This window comes from Vibrio sp. EJY3, assembly GCF_000241385.1.
Lineage (GTDB): Bacteria > Pseudomonadota > Gammaproteobacteria > Enterobacterales > Vibrionaceae > Vibrio > Vibrio natriegens.
Genome location: NC_016613.1, coordinates 3,144,240 through 3,163,009 on the forward strand (window position 1 = coordinate 3,144,240; position 18,770 = coordinate 3,163,009).

14 protein-coding genes are annotated in these 18,770 nt (G+C 46.5%); 4 read left to right on the forward strand and 10 right to left on the reverse strand.

Annotation, left to right across the window (positions count from 1 at the left end):
* Positions 1 to 93: 93 nt before the first annotated feature.
* The 5 genes from VEJY3_RS14240 to pilM all read right to left on the reverse strand — a co-directional run bounded on the left by VEJY3_RS14240 (position 94) and on the right by pilM (position 4,531).
* Complete coding sequence (locus tag VEJY3_RS14240; RefSeq protein WP_014233148.1) at positions 94 to 1,797, reverse strand: type IV pilus secretin PilQ; 1,704 nt, start codon at positions 1,795 to 1,797, stop codon at positions 94 to 96.
* A 67-nt stretch (positions 1,798 to 1,864) separates the two neighbouring features.
* A complete protein-coding gene (locus VEJY3_RS14245) occupies positions 1,865 to 2,380 on the reverse strand; it encodes a pilus assembly protein PilP (RefSeq protein WP_014233149.1) in 516 nt (171 codons plus the stop codon).
* Positions 2,370 to 2,963 carry a type 4a pilus biogenesis protein PilO gene (locus VEJY3_RS14250; RefSeq protein WP_014233150.1) on the reverse strand — a complete coding sequence of 198 codons (594 nt, stop codon included), beginning with the start codon at positions 2,961 to 2,963 and terminating at the stop codon, positions 2,370 to 2,372. The genes VEJY3_RS14245 and VEJY3_RS14250 overlap by 11 nt, the downstream gene beginning before the upstream one ends.
* Positions 2,956 to 3,531 (reverse strand): PilN domain-containing protein, encoded by a 576-nt coding sequence (locus VEJY3_RS14255; protein WP_014233151.1) that lies wholly within the window; start codon positions 3,529 to 3,531, stop codon positions 2,956 to 2,958. The genes VEJY3_RS14250 and VEJY3_RS14255 overlap by 8 nt, the downstream gene beginning before the upstream one ends.
* Positions 3,515 to 4,531, reverse strand: coding sequence for a type IV pilus assembly protein PilM (pilM, locus tag VEJY3_RS14260; protein WP_014233152.1), 1,017 nt, complete (start codon positions 4,529 to 4,531; stop codon positions 3,515 to 3,517). The genes VEJY3_RS14255 and pilM overlap by 17 nt, the downstream gene beginning before the upstream one ends.
* Before the next feature lie 143 nt (positions 4,532 to 4,674).
* Between pilM and VEJY3_RS14265 the strand changes: the two genes are divergently transcribed.
* Entirely contained in the window at positions 4,675 to 7,242 is a 2,568-nt protein-coding gene (locus VEJY3_RS14265; RefSeq protein WP_014233153.1) for a penicillin-binding protein 1A, read from the forward strand.
* 64 nt (positions 7,243 to 7,306) lie between these two features.
* On the opposite strand, the gene oxyR is transcribed toward VEJY3_RS14265, so the two are convergent.
* Positions 7,307 to 8,215, reverse strand: a complete 909-nt coding sequence (oxyR, locus tag VEJY3_RS14270) for a DNA-binding transcriptional regulator OxyR (protein ID WP_014233154.1) — start codon at positions 8,213 to 8,215, stop codon at positions 7,307 to 7,309.
* 158 nt (positions 8,216 to 8,373) lie between these two features.
* Here oxyR and VEJY3_RS14275 point away from each other — a divergent pair, with 158 nt between their 5' ends.
* Entirely contained in the window at positions 8,374 to 9,102 is a 729-nt protein-coding gene (locus VEJY3_RS14275) for a redoxin family protein (RefSeq protein ID WP_014233155.1), read from the forward strand.
* A gap of 213 nt (positions 9,103 to 9,315) precedes the next feature.
* Here VEJY3_RS14275 and argH read toward each other — a convergent pair whose 3' ends face one another.
* The 4 genes from argH to argC all read right to left on the reverse strand — a co-directional run bounded on the left by argH (position 9,316) and on the right by argC (position 14,558).
* The gene (gene argH / locus VEJY3_RS14280; protein ID WP_014233156.1) at positions 9,316 to 11,190 is read right to left on the reverse strand and encodes an argininosuccinate lyase; all 1,875 of its coding nucleotides are present in this window, start codon (positions 11,188 to 11,190) and stop codon (positions 9,316 to 9,318) included.
* Positions 11,191 to 11,436: 246 nt separating this feature from the next.
* Positions 11,437 to 12,651 carry an argininosuccinate synthase gene (locus VEJY3_RS14285; protein WP_014233157.1) on the reverse strand — a complete coding sequence of 405 codons (1,215 nt, stop codon included), beginning with the start codon at positions 12,649 to 12,651 and terminating at the stop codon, positions 11,437 to 11,439.
* An 89-nt stretch (positions 12,652 to 12,740) separates the two neighbouring features.
* Positions 12,741 to 13,532 (reverse strand): acetylglutamate kinase, encoded by a 792-nt coding sequence (gene argB, locus VEJY3_RS14290; RefSeq protein WP_014233158.1) that lies wholly within the window; start codon positions 13,530 to 13,532, stop codon positions 12,741 to 12,743.
* A 21-nt stretch (positions 13,533 to 13,553) separates the two neighbouring features.
* Complete coding sequence (gene argC / locus VEJY3_RS14295; RefSeq protein WP_014233159.1) at positions 13,554 to 14,558, reverse strand: N-acetyl-gamma-glutamyl-phosphate reductase; 1,005 nt, start codon at positions 14,556 to 14,558, stop codon at positions 13,554 to 13,556.
* A gap of 144 nt (positions 14,559 to 14,702) precedes the next feature.
* Here argC and argE point away from each other — a divergent pair, with 144 nt between their 5' ends.
* Together argE and ppc are read left to right on the forward strand one after the other, a co-directional pair.
* Positions 14,703 to 15,839, forward strand: a complete 1,137-nt coding sequence (gene argE, locus VEJY3_RS14300) for an acetylornithine deacetylase (protein ID WP_014233160.1) — start codon at positions 14,703 to 14,705, stop codon at positions 15,837 to 15,839.
* 277 nt (positions 15,840 to 16,116) lie between these two features.
* The gene (ppc, locus tag VEJY3_RS14305; RefSeq protein ID WP_014233161.1) at positions 16,117 to 18,750 is read left to right on the forward strand and encodes a phosphoenolpyruvate carboxylase; all 2,634 of its coding nucleotides are present in this window, start codon (positions 16,117 to 16,119) and stop codon (positions 18,748 to 18,750) included.
* Positions 18,751 to 18,770: the final 20 nt, after the last annotated feature.

The following is an 18,770-nucleotide window of genomic DNA, read 5'->3' on the forward strand; positions in this document are numbered from 1 at the left end:
CAGATAATTCGTGATAAGACCCGAAATTATCCAAGCATGGTGCCACTAATGCAACTTTATTTTTGATCTAATCTTCTTTTTGCTCACTTATGGCTATTGAATAACAACCTTTGGTGTAACGAAAATCAGCAGTTCACTTTTACCAACTTTTTCATAACTTCTGCGGAAAAGAGCGCCTAATAACGGCAGATCACCGAGTAATGGCACTTTATCGACAGAGTTGGTAATGCTGTGTTGGAAAATGCCGCCAAGAACAACCGTCTCACCGTTGTTTACCAAGACTTGAGTACCTATTCTCTGGGTGTCTATTGTGACCGCTTCGCCAGTTCCCGTTTTTACCACTTGCCCCGGTCTGTCCTGAGTAACACTTAAATCCAACACCAGACGGTTATCCGGGGTAATTTGTGGCGTTACCTTTAAACTTAACACCGCTTTTTTGAACGTGATGGTTGTCGCACCACTCGATGATGATTCTAGATACGGAATTTCTGTACCTTGTTCTATATAGGCAGGTTTTTTATTAGTCGTGATTAAACGAGGGCTTGAGATGATCTCAGCTTTCGACTCCTGCTGCAGTGCAGAAAGTTCCAGATCGAGCAAAGTGTCAGAGCCCAACTTGGCGACCTGAAACGCAATGCTGGTTGCGCTCGGGTTAGTAGCGGCCAGATTGACGTTAAGAAAATCATCAATTCCAACACTGCCGCCCTCACCCTCTTCACCATCACCTTCATAAAGCCCAATGGTTGCGAGGTTATTCTCAATCGAGCCACCAACGGTGTTATTGCCGTTGATGGAAGAGAATCCCCATCGAATGCCAAGTTCATCCATATTCCCTTCACTAACGGTGACAATCCTCGCTTCGATTTGGACCTGCTTAACCGGAATATCGAGTGATTCGATAATGTCACGAATAACCAAAATATTCTCTGGCAATTCTCTGACCAATAGTGAGTTAGTGCGCTCATCAATCGTCATGCTGCCTCGCTCAGAGAGCATGCTGATATTGCCTTCACCATTAATCATCTCAGCGATATCGGATGCTTTGGCAAAATTCACTTTGATGATTTCAGACGACAGTTCGCCCATTTCCTCTTCAAGTTGCTGCTTCTCTAGTTGCTGCTTCTCTCGAAGGTCAAGTTCATCGGTCGGCGCGACCAGAATGACATTACCATCTACTCGCTTATCCAACCCTTTTACTTGCAGAATAATGTCCAAAACCTGCTGCCAAGGTACACCATCAAGTCGCAGTGTCAGGTTGCCTTCGACCGAGTCTGATACCACCAGGTTAAACTGGTTATAGTCGGCAATGAGCTGTAAGACGTTACGTACCGGGATATCCTGGAAGTTAATCGATATCAGTTTGCCTTCTTTCTCTAAAATGCTCTTATCTGGTGTTTTTTCATCAGACTTGAGTTTACTGACCGTGATTTCCAAATAGCGCCCTGCCAAGCGGTAATCGTGGGTGTAATCATCACTGATGTGCGTAACCAAACGAGTCGTCGAGGTATCACGAAAGACTTCCACGCTGTCCACTACCGTTGAAAAGTCTTTTACATCGAGGAGATATAACTGCTCATCTTTCACTGACGTATTCAGCAAGTCGATGCTCAGTCCTTCCTGAACCCGCTGAATATCGACAATCGCAGCTGGTGAAGACAGTTCCACCACAATCACCGCGTCTTTGTCCTTATTCGTGCGAAAGTCGATACTCTTTAACGCATTAGACATCCCGCCATCAGCCAAAGCAAAAGGGGTAAAAAGTAAAACTAACCAAAAGGATAAGAGCCCAGTGAGCATCCTTGGTGTACGTGTAAGTCCTTGTCTCATTATCATCACTCAATATCAAAAATAATTAGAGGTTTATCTATCTCAAAGCCAGCTTTACTTTGCGTTTCTGCCAGCAACCCAAACCATCAGGCAGCGTTTCGTCGATCAGTAAGTAAGAATGGGTAATTTTGGTGACCTTACCGTTATTACGTCCGAGATACTGACCGGGGGCGACTTTGTAAACCGTTCCATTCGGAGCCTGCACAAGCCCGGAGACTGTGCTACCTATCCCCATAACGCCTTTCAGCCTTAGCTGACTTAACGGAACTTTTTCTAACTTGCCAGTACGAGTTCTGGATGGCGGCTGCCAGCAGTCTTTTCTCGCAATAGGTTGAGTCGCAATCGTCGCCTCTCGGGGTAATTCAAAAGGCGCTCTCATTGTTTGCGGCGCGTAGGCAACCGCGACATATTGGTCCGATGGTTTGAGCTTCTCAACATCCCGCCTCGCCTGATTTTCAACGTCACGAATAAAGTCCGTTAACGACTCATCATTTGCCTGACACCCCACCAGCAACGCCCCTATCAGAACCATCAGCAAAGATTTATTTTTCATCTTTCTTTTCCTCTGGCTTGAACTGATAGGTGTGTGCTCTTACCCGGAAGTGCAGCGTTTCACTCTCCTGACTGACGCGTTGCCAAGTCACATCTTGAAAAGTGATGATGCGAGGTAAAGTTGCAATCGCTTGTGAGAAACGGCCGATGTCATGAAAATCACCGGTTAACTCGATGTTAAGTGGCAGCTGATATAGAAAGTGATCAGACTGCTTTTCTCCCCAGTCAATGCGTGTGAAGGTCAGTTTATTGTCTATGCCGAGCTCATTGACGGACGCCAGCATCGTGGCTAACTCTTTCTGGGCGGGCAATTGCTGCAACAACAACTCGTAACGTGTAGTCAATTCATCTAACTGAGATTGGAGCTGCGGTAATGCGGCAACTTTGTTGGCTTTAATTCGTAACGCAACTTTGAGTGTTTCTTCCTGCTGGATGAGGTCATTTAACCGCTCTTCCTTAGGCACTAGGTAGAACCAATAGCCGACACCTTGGAGCAAAAGAATGAACAAACTAATGGCGAGCAACTGAGGAATTAAAGGCCACTCAGCAATCTCATCCATTTCCAGATCTTGCCAATTAACCATGCTGACCTCCCTCTTCCGGCTCTACTGCTTTAAACATGAAAGACACTTTGAAGGTTTGAAATTCTTTACCGAAGCGTTCTTTGCCATGGACAATAGAGTGCATTTCAACGTCCAATAGCTTTGCCGAACGCTCCATGTTATCGAGCATGGTTGCCAGACGTGGTGTGCTGTCAGAAATCCCCGCGATTTCGATTTCCAGATCATTCATTTTGATCTTATCGACGTAAACGCCTTCAGGAATAACAGCAGGCATCAGGTTCATGAACTCTGTGGTTTTGTTGCGACCATTTTGCAAACCTTCAACCACCTTCAAACGCTCTAATATTTTGCTATGCTCTTGCTCGGCAATTTTCATTGCTTCAATACGTTGATCAAGTTCCGTAATATAGTGAGTAAGGTAATCGAGTCGGTCTTGCTGCTGATCTTGTTGGATCTCATAAAACTTCCCAATCCCCCATTGAATACCAACAGCACAAAACAAGCCCAGAATGAACATGCCAACAAAACGACGGCGATGTTCTTCCCTTTGGTTCTCCCTCCAGGGCAATAAGTTAATTCGATAAAGCACGGCGACCTCCTAACCATTGGATACCTCGTACTGCCAAGCCAGCGGCGGTTGAAAAGTGCTGCCACTCTGCCGCTCGACGCTTACGTTTAGCGACGTTCATTTGAAATAAGCCTAACGGGTTCAGTAACTCGCACTCGACCGCCAATTGATGAGATAGCTCCTCAGCCAGCATTGGCGTTGTTGACCCTTCACCGGATAACCAAAGACCTTTGATGTTTTGTGATCCGTTAATGGACGTATAAAGCTGTATCTGGCGTTTGACACGATCGACCATCTGACGATTGAATTGACTCGTTTTGGCTTGTTCTTCTCCGGACAGAGGGCTTTCCTGCACAGAGCAATGAATGGAACCTGTTCCACAGGCAAACTCTTTATGAAATAGCTCGTTTTGCTCGGTGAACATCGTGAAAGAGCTCGACACAGAACCAACATCAAGCAAACCGTACTGACTTTTATCTGGAAAACGTTCTGTGGCCAGTTTCCATATCTGCCCGAGGCTTTGTGAATGGACCTCGACGAGAACAGGTTTAAAACCGGATTTACGTATTGCTTCAACCCGACTCTCCACGACATCTTTACGTGTCGCAAAAACTTGGTAGCTAACTGGCCCTCGCAGGCCTCCTTCATGATTCAGACGGACAAAGTCCAGACTCAACTCATCTACAGGGAAAGGAGATTGATGAGAAAATGCCTGCACGACCGCGAACTCTATTTCGTTCTCTTCAAGGTCTTGTTCGATGTGCAGTTTTTTGCTGATAACTGCATTATCAGGGACTGAAATTGCCACTCTGCTTGCACCAAATGGCAGGTCTTTTTTCACCTGTTTAAGGGTATTTACAATTTCTTGATGATTTATGGTGTTATTTTCAGCGACAATACCATCCTTAAGTAATATTTCTTTGTAACCCAACAAGGCGAATTGCTCGCCATTGGGTTTAAGTACGACGGCTTTGAGGCTGTTATGGCCTATATCGATGCCTGTAACGATTCGCTTATCCATCTTCTACTCTCGCTCCGAAATTTCTTCGCGCAAAGGTTGTTATTAACGCCCAAATAAGAGTTAATATCTCTATGTGCTAAATTTTTGACCTAAGAGTACAAGGGTTTGCAGTTACACAGCCTCAACCAATCAGGGATTCTCCGGTGAAGTTCATAAAGCGTTTATTTTTATTAACATTGATTTGCATAATTCTTGGAGTCACCACTATTTTTGGCTTCTATCAGTACGTGAAGCCTGAATTACCAGATGTTGCAACTCTAAAAGACGTTGAATTACAAACACCTATGCAGGTGTTTAGTCAAGACGGGAAGCTGATCGCACAGTTCGGTGAAAAGCGTCGCATTCCTGTAACTTATGATGAAATTCCTCAAGACTTGATTCATGCGTTAATCGCAACAGAAGACAGCCGTTTTTACGAGCATCCTGGTATCGACCCAATCGGTATCACTCGTGCTGCAGTAGTCGTTGCGCTTTCTGGTTCAGCAAAGCAAGGGGCGAGTACCATTACTCAGCAGTTGGCGCGTAATTTCTTCTTATCAAATGAGAAGAAACTCATGCGTAAAATTAAAGAGATTTTCATCGCAATCCACATTGAGCAACTGCTGAGTAAGCAAGAGATCATGGAACTTTACGTTAACAAGATCTTCCTCGGTTACCGCTCATATGGTTTTGGTGCAGCTGCGCAGGTTTACTTTGGGAAAAGTCTCAACGAACTGACACTCAGTGAAATCGCAACGTTAGCTGGTATGCCAAAAGCGCCATCAACCATGAACCCGATTTACTCATTAGAGCGTGCAACTAACCGTCGTAACGTCGTCCTAATGCGTATGCTGGATGAGGATTACATCACTCAAGAACAGTACGATGAGGCTCGTAATGAACCGATCGTAGCGCGCTATCACAGTGCGGAGATCGAGTTATCAGCACCGTATGTTGCTGAGTTAGCTCGTGCTTGGGCAGTGAAAGAGTTCGGTGAAGAAAAAGCTTATACGTCAGGTATGAACATCTACATGACGGTAGATTCAAAACTTCAGGATGCCGCAAACGCTGCTGCCGTAAATAACCTGCTCGCCTACGATGAACGTCATGGTTATCGTGGTGCCGAAAAAGCGCTTTGGAAAAAAGGTGAAAGTGCCTGGGATACCGAGCAAATTGAACAGCACCTTAAGAAGCAGCCTACCTACGGCGACCTTTCTCCTGCAGTAGTAACCAAAGTAGAAGGGAAAACGGCGCAGGTATGGGTGAAGAACAACCAGATGCAAACGATCCCTTGGTCAGGCATGAACTGGGCACGTAAATACCTAACGGATAATCGTCAGGGCTCCGCACCAAAATCAGCGCAGGATATCCTCTCTGAAGGTGAGCAGATCTGGGTTCGTGAGATGAGCTCTAGCGATGACGAAGGTAATACAGTACACAATTGGAAGCTGAGTCAGGTTCCGAATGCCAATACCGCGTTTGTCGCCATGAATCCAGAAAACGGCGCTATCTTGTCTATGGTGGGTGGCTTTAACTTTATCCATAGCAAGTTTAACCGTGCAACCATGTCGGTACGTCAGGTAGGTTCGAGTATCAAACCGTTCATTTATTCTGCCGCTATCGATAAAGGTCTAACGCTGGCGACGCTCGTCAACGATGCACCTATTAACAAATGGGATGCAGGCTCTGGTTCTGCATGGCGACCAAAAAATTCACCGCCAACTTACGGTGGTCCAACTCGCCTTCGTATCGGCCTTGCTCAATCTAAGAACGTAATGGCGGTTCGTACACTACGCGAAGTGGGTCTGGATGAAACACGTCAATACCTAACACGTTTTGGTTTTGATATTAACGATGTTCCGCGCTCAGAAACCATTGCTCTTGGTGCTGGTAGCTTAACGCCGATGAAAGTCGCGCAAGGTTATTCCGTATTTGCCAATGGCGGTTACTATGTTGAACCGTTCTATGTCGACCGAATTGAAGATGCGTTCGGTGAAGTTCTGTTTAAAGCAAACCCTAAGAGCGTTTGTAAGCAGAACTGCCCACAAGTCGTCGAACAATACACCGAGGATCGCTTTGCGAATGAGTTTGGTGAGCAAGATGTCGAGATTGAAGGGTTAGCAACAGACAACGCGCTAGACAGTGATGAGCCTCAATACGCCCCTCAAGTTATTTCACAAGAAAATGCATTCCTGATGCGTGAAATGATGTACAGCAATATTTGGGGTGGCGGTGACTGGCGTGAAGGTACAGGTTGGAATGGCACAGGTTGGCGTGCACAATCGTTGAAACGTCGTGATATTGGCGGTAAGACGGGTACAACGAATGACTCTAAAGATGCTTGGTATAATGGATATGGCCCAGGTGTTGTAGCTGTCGCCTGGGTTGGCTTTGACGACCACTCACGAGCGCTTGGTCGTGCTACGGTGAACAGTAACCTAGGTCAAGGCCAAGTATCTGGTGCAGAGGCTGGCGGTAAAACAGCCGAGCCAGCTTGGATCGACTTTATGCGTGTGGCGCTTGAAAACACACCAGAGCAGAATAAACAGGTTCCGGACAACATTGTACAAGTACGCATTGATCGTAGTAGCGGCATGCTGACCGACAATGTCGATGGTAGCTCTATGATGGAATACTTCGAGAAAGGCACAGAGCCAACAGAATACTCAGGTAGCTTCTTGGAAGACAGTATTTACTCCAGCGGTGGTGGAGCAACCGAAGAACTGTTCTAAAACCTGCACAATAAACAATAAGGGGAGCCAATAGCTCCCCTTTTTTTATATCAACTCATCGCTATTAAGCGGCAATAGAGGATGGGTAACTCGCCAGAATATCTTTGATCTTCGCCGCAAGCGCTTCAAAGCGTGCACGAAGTGGTGAGCCAGGACGGTACACCAGAACAATTTTACGAGTGGGCGTCGGATTTACCGCTGGAATGTAACTAACGCCATCTTTTTGCTTTTCATGTGGCAGTGATAGCTGAGGTAGCAAAGTGATCCCAGCGCCTGCAGCCACCATATTACGCAGCGTCTCTAAACTCGTAGCTTTGAATCGCTCATCATCTTTTGCACCTGCCGCAAAACAAAAGCCGAGCGCCTGATCACGTAAGCAGTGGCCATCTCCGAGAGCCAGTACCGTCTTCCCCTTAAGGGACATCATGTCAATTTTATCTAACGATGCCCATTCATGATCGCAAGGTACTGCCACACTTAACGGCTCGTTATACACCTCGATCTCTTTGAATGGTTCGGTTTCTGCCACGGACGCCAGTACCAGACAATCCAACTTACCATCTTCCAACTGATGCACCAGTTGCTGGGTTTGCGCTTCATGCAGGAATAACTCCAGATCCGGAAATTCAACTTTTAGATCTGGCAGGATTTTGGGTAATAAGTAAGGACCGACTGTAGGTATAAAGCCAATATGCAATGGACCGGTCATCGCGCCATTTTGGCCGCTCGCCATGTCCTTAAACATTTTCACTTCACTTAAAATACGTTTTGCTTGATCCACCAGTTGTAAACCAGAGTCAGTAAACAGCACTCGGCGGCTGCTGCGCTCCAAAAGCGTTGTTCCAAGCTCGTCTTCTAACTTACGAATTTGTCCGCTAAGGGTCGGCTGGCTGACAAAACATGCTTCTGCCGCCTTACGGAAGTGTTTATGTTCCGCAAGCGCGACGAGGTACTCAAAGTCCCTAATATTCATAACACACGATTCGCTTCTATTTAGTGATAGTTAACACCTATCAAAACCATAACACTAAACGATTACAGCTATCAAAAGATTTTTATCATAATAAGCCTAATCAAACAGAACAGACACGAGCCGAACGCTCACGACTAAAAAGAATTAAAAGGAACACTATGTCTATCTCTAAAGAAGGTCAGAACATCCCACAAGTTACTTTCCCTACTCGTCAAAACGGCAGCTGGGTTAATCTCACCACGGATGAGCTTTTCAAAAACAAAACGGTCATCGTATTCAGTTTACCAGGCGCGTTTACTCCGACTTGTTCTTCAAGCCATTTGCCTCGCTACAACGAACTGCTTCCAGTATTTAAAGAGCACGGCGTGGATGAAATTTTATGTGTATCAGTTAATGACACGTTTGTAATGAACGCATGGAAACAAGAGCAAGAAGCGGAAAACATTACCTTCATCCCTGACGGAAACGGTGAATTCACCGAGGGTATGGGGATGCTGGTTGATAAAAGTGAACTAGGCTTTGGTAAACGCTCTTGGCGCTACAGCATGTTGGTGAAAAATGGTGTGGTTGAAAAAATGTTTGTTGAACCTAATGAGCCAGGCGACCCGTTTAAAGTGTCAGATGCGGATACAATGCTCAACTACATCGCTCCTGACTACAAGACGCAGGAATCAATTACGGTCTTCACCAAGCCAGGTTGCCCATTCTGCGTGAAAGCGAAGCAGAACCTTATTGATAAAGGGCTTCAGTATGAAGAAGTGATCCTGGGTAAAGATGCAACGACAGTAAGCCTACGCGCGATTTCAGGCCGTACTACTGTGCCTCAGGTATTCATTGGTGGCCGACTCATTGGCGGCAGCGAAGAGCTGGAAACCTACTTAGGCTAAACCAGCCTCATTACTCAAATTACAGATAGAAAAAAGCCCCAAAATCAATATCGATTCTGGGGCTCTCTTAGATTCTTCTAAGAAAAAGCAGTGGTACTTTAATAGACCCGGCTTCCTCTTAAAGGTTCCATCTTTTTTCGAATTTTTTAGCAAATACTTATGTAACGATATCGCCACTCAGTTATGTCGTTGAATGCTAAAACGATCGACCATTTATGCTACATAACTTTTCTGGATCAACTGCTCGACCAAATTGATCTCCAGCGCAACTTCATCACACGCATGTTGACGAGGGCACTGGTCACAGTCTTTCAGTACTTTCTCCGGTAATAGAGATTTCGAAGTCGGTACAAAGTTCTGTTTCATAAAGAACTCAGGTGTTCTTGTTAACACAAAGACTTTTTTGATCGCCATTTGACGGGCTTTTTCCACCAAGTAGTTCACAATCGCACTACCCTGCCCCTGGCCTTGCCAGCCAGCTTCAATACCCAGAGAGCGAACCTCGGCTAACCCAGAGTCATAGACGTACAATGAAGCACAACCAGTAACTTCACCATGATGCTCTGCGACCGCAAATGAGCCAATATCGCGCACCAATTCATTACGAGAGCGTGGCAGGTTTTCACCCAGGTTAGCCCAGTAAGCGACCATACCTTCTAGCGTCTCGATGTCAGTCAGACGCGCAGGACGTACTTTAACTGCCGCATTATCACGCTGAATTAAACGCTTGTCTGCCTGATCAACCGCATAAGCCACTTGCTGTGGTGACACACCACCAAGCGCACAACGTTTTTCAAGACAAGATTCGATAGTAAGAATCTCATACACATCATCTTCAATGACGTCAGAGAATACTTTCAGCTCTTCTAAAGACAGCTCTTCAAGCGCGCAGCCTTTCTCAATCGCACCGACTACGGCAACACCAACAATATGGTGAGCTTCACGGAATGGAATACCTTTCGCAACTAGGTAATCAGCCAGCTCAGTCGCATTCGCATAACCCTGCTTCGCCGCTTCCAGCGTTCTTTCACCATTGACTTTGATACCATCGAAACACAACGCTGCCATTTCCATACAGTCGTTCCAGGTATCTAATGCGTCGAACAAACCTTCTTTGTCTTCCTGCATGTCTTTGTTGTATGCCAGTGGCAGCGCTTTAACAGTCATCATCATCGCAGAAAGCGCGCCGTAAACACGGCCAGTTTTGCCACGGATTAACTCAAGTGCGTCTGGATTTTTCTTCTGTGGCATCAATGACGAGCCAGAAGTCACCGTATCAGCCAACTCGATGAAGTTCGACTCACCTGAGTTGTAGAAAATCATATCTTCAGCCAGACGCGAAAGGTGCAGCATTGAAATAGAAGCAACAGACATCAGTTCCATCACGTGGTCACGGTCTGATACCGAATCCAGCGAGTTACGCGTTGCACGGTGGAAACCAAGATTGTGCGCCAGTTGCTCACGGTTGATTGGGTAAGCCGTACCCGCCAGTGCACCAGAGCCCAGTGGACAGGTGTCTAAACGCTGTAGTGCGTCACTCAAACGAGAGTGGTCACGCTCAAACATTTCAACGTAAGCCAGACACCAGTGCGCAAAAGTCACAGGTTGTGCACGTTGAAGGTGAGTGTAACCTGGCAATACCGTGCCTTGGTGTTGCTTAGCAACGTGGACCATTTGCGATTGCAGACGGTCTAAAGCAATCAATAATTGCTGACCTTGTTGACGACACCAAAGCTTAAGGTCGGTAGCTACCTGATCGTTACGTGAACGGCCAGTATGAAGTTTTTTACCTAAGTCACCCACTTTACCGATAAGTTGCTGCTCAACCCAAGAGTGGATGTCTTCTGCGTCAGAGCCTAGGATCTGATGCGGATCTTCCATCACTTCAAGCTTCAGCTCGTTTAAAGCGAGTTCAAGTTTCTGTTGTTCTTCTGCTGACAGCACATCGACAGACAGCAATGCCTTAGACCATGCAATTGAGCCTACAATGTCTTGCTCAGCCAATCGGTAGTCGAAACGCAACGAATCGTTGAATTCTTTGAATCTGGTATCTGCTGCTTGGGTAAATCTTCCGCCCCATAATGCCATTGCGTCTCTCCTGATGACTATTGCTAACTCTAAAGTACTCTAATTAGTGATGACTAAATTGATGGTCATTTGCTCACTTTTTCTTATAGGCCAACGTTACGGCAATTTGAAGAAAAAATAAAGTATAAATTCAATATTTTTACATATCTATTCACGATAATTTAGTTTCATACACATAAAAACGCGTTGAAAACAAAAAGACCTGCCAATCAATGGCAGGTCTTTTTAATCAATGATGAAATATGCTTATTTCTTCTGGCTGTTCAGAGCGCGGATACGGCTTGATAGCGAGTAAAGACGGATGAAACCACCAGCATGGCTTTGGTCGTAAACCTCGTCTTCACCGAAGGTTGCAAACTCTTCTGAGTACAAGCTGTTGTCAGAACGTTTTTGAGTAACCGTTGCCTGACCTTTGTATAGCTTAACAACCACTTCGCCATTCACATCTTGAGCCAGCTCTTCTGAAGCCGCTAGGATTGACTTACATAGTGGCGTGAACCAACGACCATCGTACACAAGGTGAGAAGCTTTAAGACCTAGCTCTTCACGGAATTCGAATGATGATTTGTCTAGCACTAGCTGCTCAACGGCACGCAGTGCTTCCATCATGATGGTGCCTCCCGGAGTTTCGTAACAACCACGAGACTTCATGCCCACCAAACGGTTCTCTACGATATCGATACGACCAACACCGTGCTTCGCGCCTTTCTCGTTTAGGTAAACTAGCGCATTGTATGGCGTCATTGCTTCGCCATCTACTGCAACCACGGCACCTTTCTCAACTTTTAGCGTCACGTATTCAGCTTCGTTTGGTGCTTGCTCTGGATCAACTGTCCATACCCAGCAGTCTTCGTTTGGTGCATTCCAAGTATCTTCTAGTACGCCACCTTCGGTTGAGATGTGCCATGCGTTTGCATCACGTGAGTAAATCTTAGTCAGAGATGCTGAACAAGGAATGTTACGCTCAGCCAGGTAATCCAGACATTGCTCACGGCTTACTAGATCCCATTCACGCCAAGGCGCGATAACATGTAGATCTGGTGCTAGTGCTGCAAACGCACCTTCAAAACGAACCTGGTCGTTACCTTTACCAGTACAGCCGTGACACAGTGCGTCAGCGCCAACTTTACGAGCCACTTCAACCTGCGCTTTCGCGATGATTGGACGCGCCATTGAAGTACCTAGCAGGTATTTACCTTCGTAGTAAGCGCCAGTTTTTAGCGTTGGGTAGACGTAGTCTGCAACCATCTCTTCTTTCAGGTCAGCGATGTAACATTCAGATGCACCTGATGCTTTCGCTTTCGCTTCAATGCCTTCTAGCTCTTCTGCGCCTTGGCCTACATCAGCGACAAACGCCACAACTTCACAGTTGTAGTTCTCTTTTAGCCACGGGATGATTACTGAAGTATCTAGACCGCCTGAGTATGCGACTACTACTTTATTTACGTTCACTTTGCTCATTTTTTTCTCCAAATTTAACTGGCTCTGCTCTCGGCGGTCAGTGCCAACTACTTCCTAATGTTTAATTCTTTAAATTCTTTACTGCGACGTTATTGAGGCAGAAATTGCGTACCGATGCTCTGACCAGCAAATAGCTGCTCCAGCTTCTCAGGGTAACGCCAGGTTGCTACTTCGATAGGACGACCAAGATCATTGGCAGCCTCCAAAGCGGCTTTAACTTTGACGATCATGCCGTCAGTGATCACATGACCTTCGATCAATGCATCGGCTTCTTTTTCAGACAAGCTTTTGATCAAGTGACCTTTGCCATCCAAAACGCCGCTTACATCTGAAAGTAGAACCAACTCCGCATCCAGTGCACCAGCAACCGCAACGGCCGCTTGATCCGCATTGACGTTCATCAGTTGACCTTCTTTTGTCAGGCCAATTGAACTGATGATTGGCAGCGCACCAGTGTTTAAGATCGCTTGGATCAGTGTTGAATCACCCGGAGAGGCTTTACCTACTGCGCCCAATTCCGGATCGAGTTCTTCTACCTGACATAAACCGCCATCCGCTAAGCTCATGCCCACTGCGTTAAGACCATCTGCAATCGCCTGACCTTGTAGTAACTTATTTGCTGTACCCGCTAGTGCTCCGGCAATAACTGGAATTTGATCGTATGGCGTCACGCGTAATCCGTGCTTCTTTACGGTTTCGAGTTGCAACTTGCTCATTAGCTCGTCCACCAAGTAGCCACCGCCATGAACGATGGCGATTTGTCGCTGCGCCGAACTTTGATAGGCCGCGATGGCACCAAAAAGTTGGCTTAAGGTTTTTGTGCAAGATAAAGCTGCACCGCCTAGCTTAATGACTAATGGAGCTTGATTGGTTTGCGTCATTGCTTTTCCCTCTATCAACGACTACAGCAACGCTGTCAGTTCTGGGTAACCGTAATGAATATTTAAACATTGCATCGCTTGACTTGATGCACCTTTGAGTAGGTTGTCGATGGCAGAAATCACAATCACGTGTTCGCCTTGAATCTTCCAGCCGATATCGCAGAAAGGCGTATTTTCAACATCCTGAATACGTGGAATACCATCGCCTTTTAGACGTACCGCAGGCTTGCCTTGATACGCTTGTTCGAACGCCTGAGTCACTTGCTCTGCAGTCACACCTGCGGACAACTTCATTGTGATGGTGGCTAGAATGCCACGCTTAAAGTTGCCCAGATGAGGCGTAAAAATCACATCACAACCCAAGTGTTGAGCGATCTCTGGTTGGTGACGGTGGTTGAACACTCCGTAAGGTTGCAGGCTCACTTCGCAGAAGCTGTTGGTCATCGACGCTTTTCTGCCTGCACCAGACACGCCACTCGTCGCGTTGATCACTGGCCATTGTTGAGTATCCAATAAACCACCTTCTAAAAGGGGCTTGATGGCCAATTGCGATGCTGTTGGGTAGCAGCCAGCTACCGCGACTAAAGGAGTGTTTTTAATTGCTTCGAAGTTCCACTCCGCTAAGCCGTACACCGCTTTATCTAGCCAGTTGTTAAATTGATGCTTGAAGCCATAGAACGTGTCGTAAAAGCCTTCGCTCTGAACACGGAACGCGCCAGATAAATCGAAAACCTGACATCCGGCATCAAGGAAAATTGGGGCGAGGTCATGGCTGACTTCATGTGCTGTTGCTAAAAACACCACATCAGATTCTTCAGCCACTTGTTTTGGATCGGTTAACGGATTCACTGGCATATCGATAACGCCAGCTAACTTGCCATGCAGTTGGGCAATACTTTTTCCTGCATCTACACTGTTGGCGGAAACGTATAAACCTGATAGCGTGAGTTCTGGGTGTTTGTTAACCATTAAAGCTAACTCTGCGCCGGTGTAACCGCTGGCTCCGATAATCGTGGTTTTTAGCATTCTATAACATCCGTAAACTTAAAGGCTCAAGTGACTATTCATATTTAATTTTTGCTATATTTTGATTTTTTATTCATTAAATATGATTTAATATGTGTTTTACAGTTTTGTGCTCTGTCTGTCAATAGGAGATTTGAAGAATCCATGCAATTACCAACGTTTCTAGAGGTCTATGAAGGACTCATCAGCACCTCTTCGATCAGCTCCACCGACCCAAAATGGGACCAAGGCAATGCCAAAGTCATCGAGAAACTCGCTTCCTGGTTCAAAGATCTTGGGTTCAGTGTTGAGGTGGTCGAAGTCGAACCAGGCAAACACAATATGATCGCACGTATGGGCGAAGGCGAAGGTGGTCTTCTCTTAGCCGGTCACAGCGACACGGTGCCATTTGATGAAGGGCGCTGGAACTTCGACCCGCATAAACTGACTGAAAAAGACAACCGCTTTTACGGTCTGGGTACGGCAGACATGAAAGGCTTCTTTGCCTTCATTTATGAAGCCGTCAAGAAAGTCGATTGGAGTAAACAGAAGAAGCCACTTTATGTATTAGCGACCTGTGATGAAGAAACCACGATGTTAGGCGCTAGACACTTTACCGCTAATGCGCCGTTTAAACCGGACTACTGCATTATTGGCGAACCGACCAGCCTGGTTCCAATTCGTGGCCATAAAGGTCATGTCGCCAACGCCATTCGTGTTACGGGTAAATCAGGCCATTCATCCGATCCTGCGCTTGGTGTTAACGCCATTGAGATCATGTATGAAGTGATGTTTGCCATGATGCAGCTACGCGATAAGTTAATTAAAGAGTACCACCACCCGGGTTTTGCTATCCCTAACCCAACATTGAACTTGGGCCATATTCACGGTGGTGACAGCGCAAACCGTATTTGTGGCTGCTGCGAATTGCATTACGACGTTCGCCCATTACCTGGCATTAGCTTAGATGGTCTGGAGAACATGCTGCGCGGAGCTTTAAAAGAAGTGGAAGCCAAATGGCCGGGACGCATTGAGATAGTACCTCTGCACGAATCGATTCCGGGTTACGAGTGCCCTCATGACCACCCGTTCATTGGTGGCGTAGAAGAACTGTGTGAAACCAGCTCTCAAACCGTGAACTACTGTACAGAAGCGCCATTTCTACAGGAACTGTGCCCAACCTTGGTACTTGGACCGGGCTCTATCGATCAGGCCCACCAGCCAGATGAGTTTCTTGCTTTTGATTTTATTGACCCGACCATTGATGTACTGTCTAAAGCAATGGTCAAATACTGTTGTTAGCGAAATAAAAAGACAACGTACCTGTACAGCTCCGATGAGCTGTACAGACGGTTATTTATCACCACAATGAGTTAACCGTTAACACTAATTTAACTTGTTATTTTGTAATTAATTTTCATTTATTACGCCATAGGCCTAGTAACTTTGCTCTAAATCAGGAGAGAAGCGGAATAATTACAAACATAGTCGGCTTTATTTGACTAGAACTGGTGCTTTTCGCTAGATTGGTGTCTTAACAAGGACAATGGATGTAGTTTTTTTACGAGGCAGGACGACAATGAACGAGAAATACGCCGCACTCAAAAGCAATGTGCGCATGTTAGGCCACTTACTGGGTAATACCATTCACGATGCCCATGGCGAAGAAATCTTCGAGAAAGTGGAAACTATTCGTAAATTATCCAAATCAGCCCAAGCAGGAAACCAAGCAGACAAAGAAAGCTTGATAGAAGAAATTAAACACCTTCCTGATGAGCAATTGACACCAGTCACTCGAGCTTTTAACCAATTTCTAAATCTCACGAATATTGCTGAGCAATACCACACAATTTCACGTCACTGTGAAGAGCACATCTGCGAACCAGACGCGATCAACTCGCTATTTTCTAAACTGGTACAAAACGATGTTAGCAAGCTTGATACCGCTCAGGCTGTACGTGACCTGAATATTGAACTGGTACTGACGGCTCACCCAACTGAAATCACTCGTCGCACCATGATCAACAAACTGGTGAAAATCAACGAGTGTTTATCAAAGCTAGAGTTAAGCGACCTTTCATCGAAAGAGCGCAAGAAAACTGAACGTCGTCTGGAACAGCTGATTGCCCAAGGCTGGCACTCAGACGTCATCCGCCAACAACGCCCGACACCGCTTGATGAAGCGAAATGGGGCTTTGCTGTTGTAGAAAACTCACTATGGGAAGCCGTACCTGAGTTTTTACGCGAGATGAACGATCGTCTGGAATCTTATCTTGGCGAAGGTTTACCAATCGACGCACGTCCGGTGCATTTCTCCTCTTGGATGGGCGGCGACCGTGACGGCAACCCGTTTGTTACGCACAGCATCACGCGTGAAGTTCTGCTTCTATCGCGTTGGAAGGCGGCAGATCTTTATCTAAATGACATCAACGAACTGATCAGTGAACTGTCGATGACAGTCAGCAACGATCAAGTGCGTGAACTGGCTGGCGATGATCAACACGAACCATACCGTGCGATCCTCAAGCAGCTTCGCTCTCTGCTCAACGAAACCAAAGATATTCTTGATGCGAAGATCAATGGTCAGAAACTAGCAGTCAAAGCACCACTACAAAAAGTAGAACAGCTTTGGGAACCTCTATACGCGTGTTACCAATCACTACACGAGTGTGGTATGGGTGTAATCGCAGATGGCTCATTGCTTGATACTCTGCGCCGCGTGAAAGCATTTGGTGTTCACCTAGTTCGTCTGGATATTCGTCAGGAAAGTACTCGTCACGCAGATGCACTATCTGAGTTGACTCGCCATCTTGGTATTGGCGACTACCAGCAGTGGAGTGAACAAGACAAGCTTGCGTTCCTAACTAATGAGCTGGCTTCCAAACGCCCACTTCTACCTCGTGACTGGGAACCATCTGAACCAGTTCAAGAGGTTTTGGACACCTGTAAGATCATTGCTGCACAATCTCGTGAAGCATTCGGTGCTTACGTCATCTCCATGGCACGTACCGCGTCAGACGTTCTGGCAGTTCACTTACTGCTACAAGAATCTGGCTGTCCTTACCGTATGGATGTCTGTCCTCTGTTTGAAACCCTGGACGACTTAAATAACGCTGAGTCAGTGATCAAGCAACTGATGGATATCGACCTATACCGTGGCTTTATCCAAAATCACCAAATGGTCATGATTGGTTACTCTGACTCTGCAAAAGATGCGGGTGTTATGTCTGCAGGCTGGGCTCAGTACCATGCAATGGAGTCTCTGGTTAAAGTTGCTGAAGAGGAAGGCGTGGAACTGACATTATTCCACGGTCGTGGCGGTACGGTTGGTCGTGGTGGTGCTCCTGCACATGCTGCGTTACTGTCTCAGCCACCTAAGAGTCTTAAAGGTGGCCTGCGTGTTACCGAGCAAGGCGAGATGATTCGCTTTAAGCTGGGTCTACCAGACGTTGCCGTAAACAGCTTTAACCTATACGCCAGTGCGATTCTGGAAGCGAACCTGCTACCGCCACCAGAGCCAAAACAAGAGTGGCGTGATCTGATGGAAGTACTGTCTCAGGTGAGCTGTGAAGCGTACCGTAGCGTTGTGCGCGGCGAACCAGATTTTGTACCTTACTTCCGCCAGGCGACCCCAGAACTGGAACTCGGTAAACTGCCACTGGGATCGCGCCCTGCGAAGCGTAACCCTAAAGGTGGTGTCGAGAGCTTACGCGCCATTCCATGGATCTTCTCATGGAGCCAAAACCGTTTGGTTCTGCCAGCATGGTTAGGTGCCGGTGAAGCAATCCAGTACTCGATCGACAAAGGTCATCAAGCGTTACTGGAAGAGATGTGTCGTGAGTGGCCATTCTTCTCAACGCGCCTTGGCATGTTAGAAATGGTGTACTCGAAGTGTAACATCGATATCTCTCGCTACTACGACCTGCGCTTGGTTGATGAATCACTTCGTCCATTAGGCGAAAGATTACGAGAGCAGCTGCAGAAGGACATCAAAGCGGTTCTGAATGTAGAAAACAACGAGAACCTGATGCAACATGACCCTTGGGGTCTGGAGTCCATCCGCTTACGTAACATCTACGTTGAGCCATTGAATATGCTTCAAGCAGAGTTGCTGTATCGTACACGTCAAAATGAGGAAGCATCAGCAGACCTTGAAGAAGCGCTGATGGTGACTATTGCGGGTATCGCGGCAGGTATGCGTAACACTGGTTAAAATAGCCTGTTACTTGTAAC

What these genes read in the sequence shown, in the direction of transcription:
- VEJY3_RS14275 (WP_014233155.1), top strand. Translation starts at nt 8,374, where the DNA reads ATGTCTATCTCTAAAGAAGGTCAGAACATCCCACAAGTTACTTTCCCT.
- ppc (WP_014233161.1), top strand. Translation starts at nt 16,117, where the DNA reads ATGAACGAGAAATACGCCGCACTCAAAAGCAATGTGCGCATGTTAGGC.
- VEJY3_RS14250 (WP_014233150.1), bottom strand. Translation starts at nt 2,963, where the DNA reads ATGGTTAATTGGCAAGATCTGGAAATGGATGAGATTGCTGAGTGGCCT.
- argE (WP_014233160.1), top strand. Translation starts at nt 14,703, where the DNA reads ATGCAATTACCAACGTTTCTAGAGGTCTATGAAGGACTCATCAGCACC.
- oxyR (WP_014233154.1), bottom strand. Translation starts at nt 8,215, where the DNA reads ATGAATATTAGGGACTTTGAGTACCTCGTCGCGCTTGCGGAACATAAA.
- VEJY3_RS14285 (WP_014233157.1), bottom strand. Translation starts at nt 12,651, where the DNA reads ATGAGCAAAGTGAACGTAAATAAAGTAGTAGTCGCATACTCAGGCGGT.
- argH (WP_014233156.1), bottom strand. Translation starts at nt 11,190, where the DNA reads ATGGCATTATGGGGCGGAAGATTTACCCAAGCAGCAGATACCAGATTC.
- argB (WP_014233158.1), bottom strand. Translation starts at nt 13,532, where the DNA reads ATGACGCAAACCAATCAAGCTCCATTAGTCATTAAGCTAGGCGGTGCA.
- pilM (WP_014233152.1), bottom strand. Translation starts at nt 4,531, where the DNA reads ATGGATAAGCGAATCGTTACAGGCATCGATATAGGCCATAACAGCCTC.
- argC (WP_014233159.1), bottom strand. Translation starts at nt 14,558, where the DNA reads ATGCTAAAAACCACGATTATCGGAGCCAGCGGTTACACCGGCGCAGAG.
- VEJY3_RS14240 (WP_014233148.1), bottom strand. Translation starts at nt 1,797, where the DNA reads ATGCTCACTGGGCTCTTATCCTTTTGGTTAGTTTTACTTTTTACCCCT.
- VEJY3_RS14245 (WP_014233149.1), bottom strand. Translation starts at nt 2,380, where the DNA reads ATGAAAAATAAATCTTTGCTGATGGTTCTGATAGGGGCGTTGCTGGTG.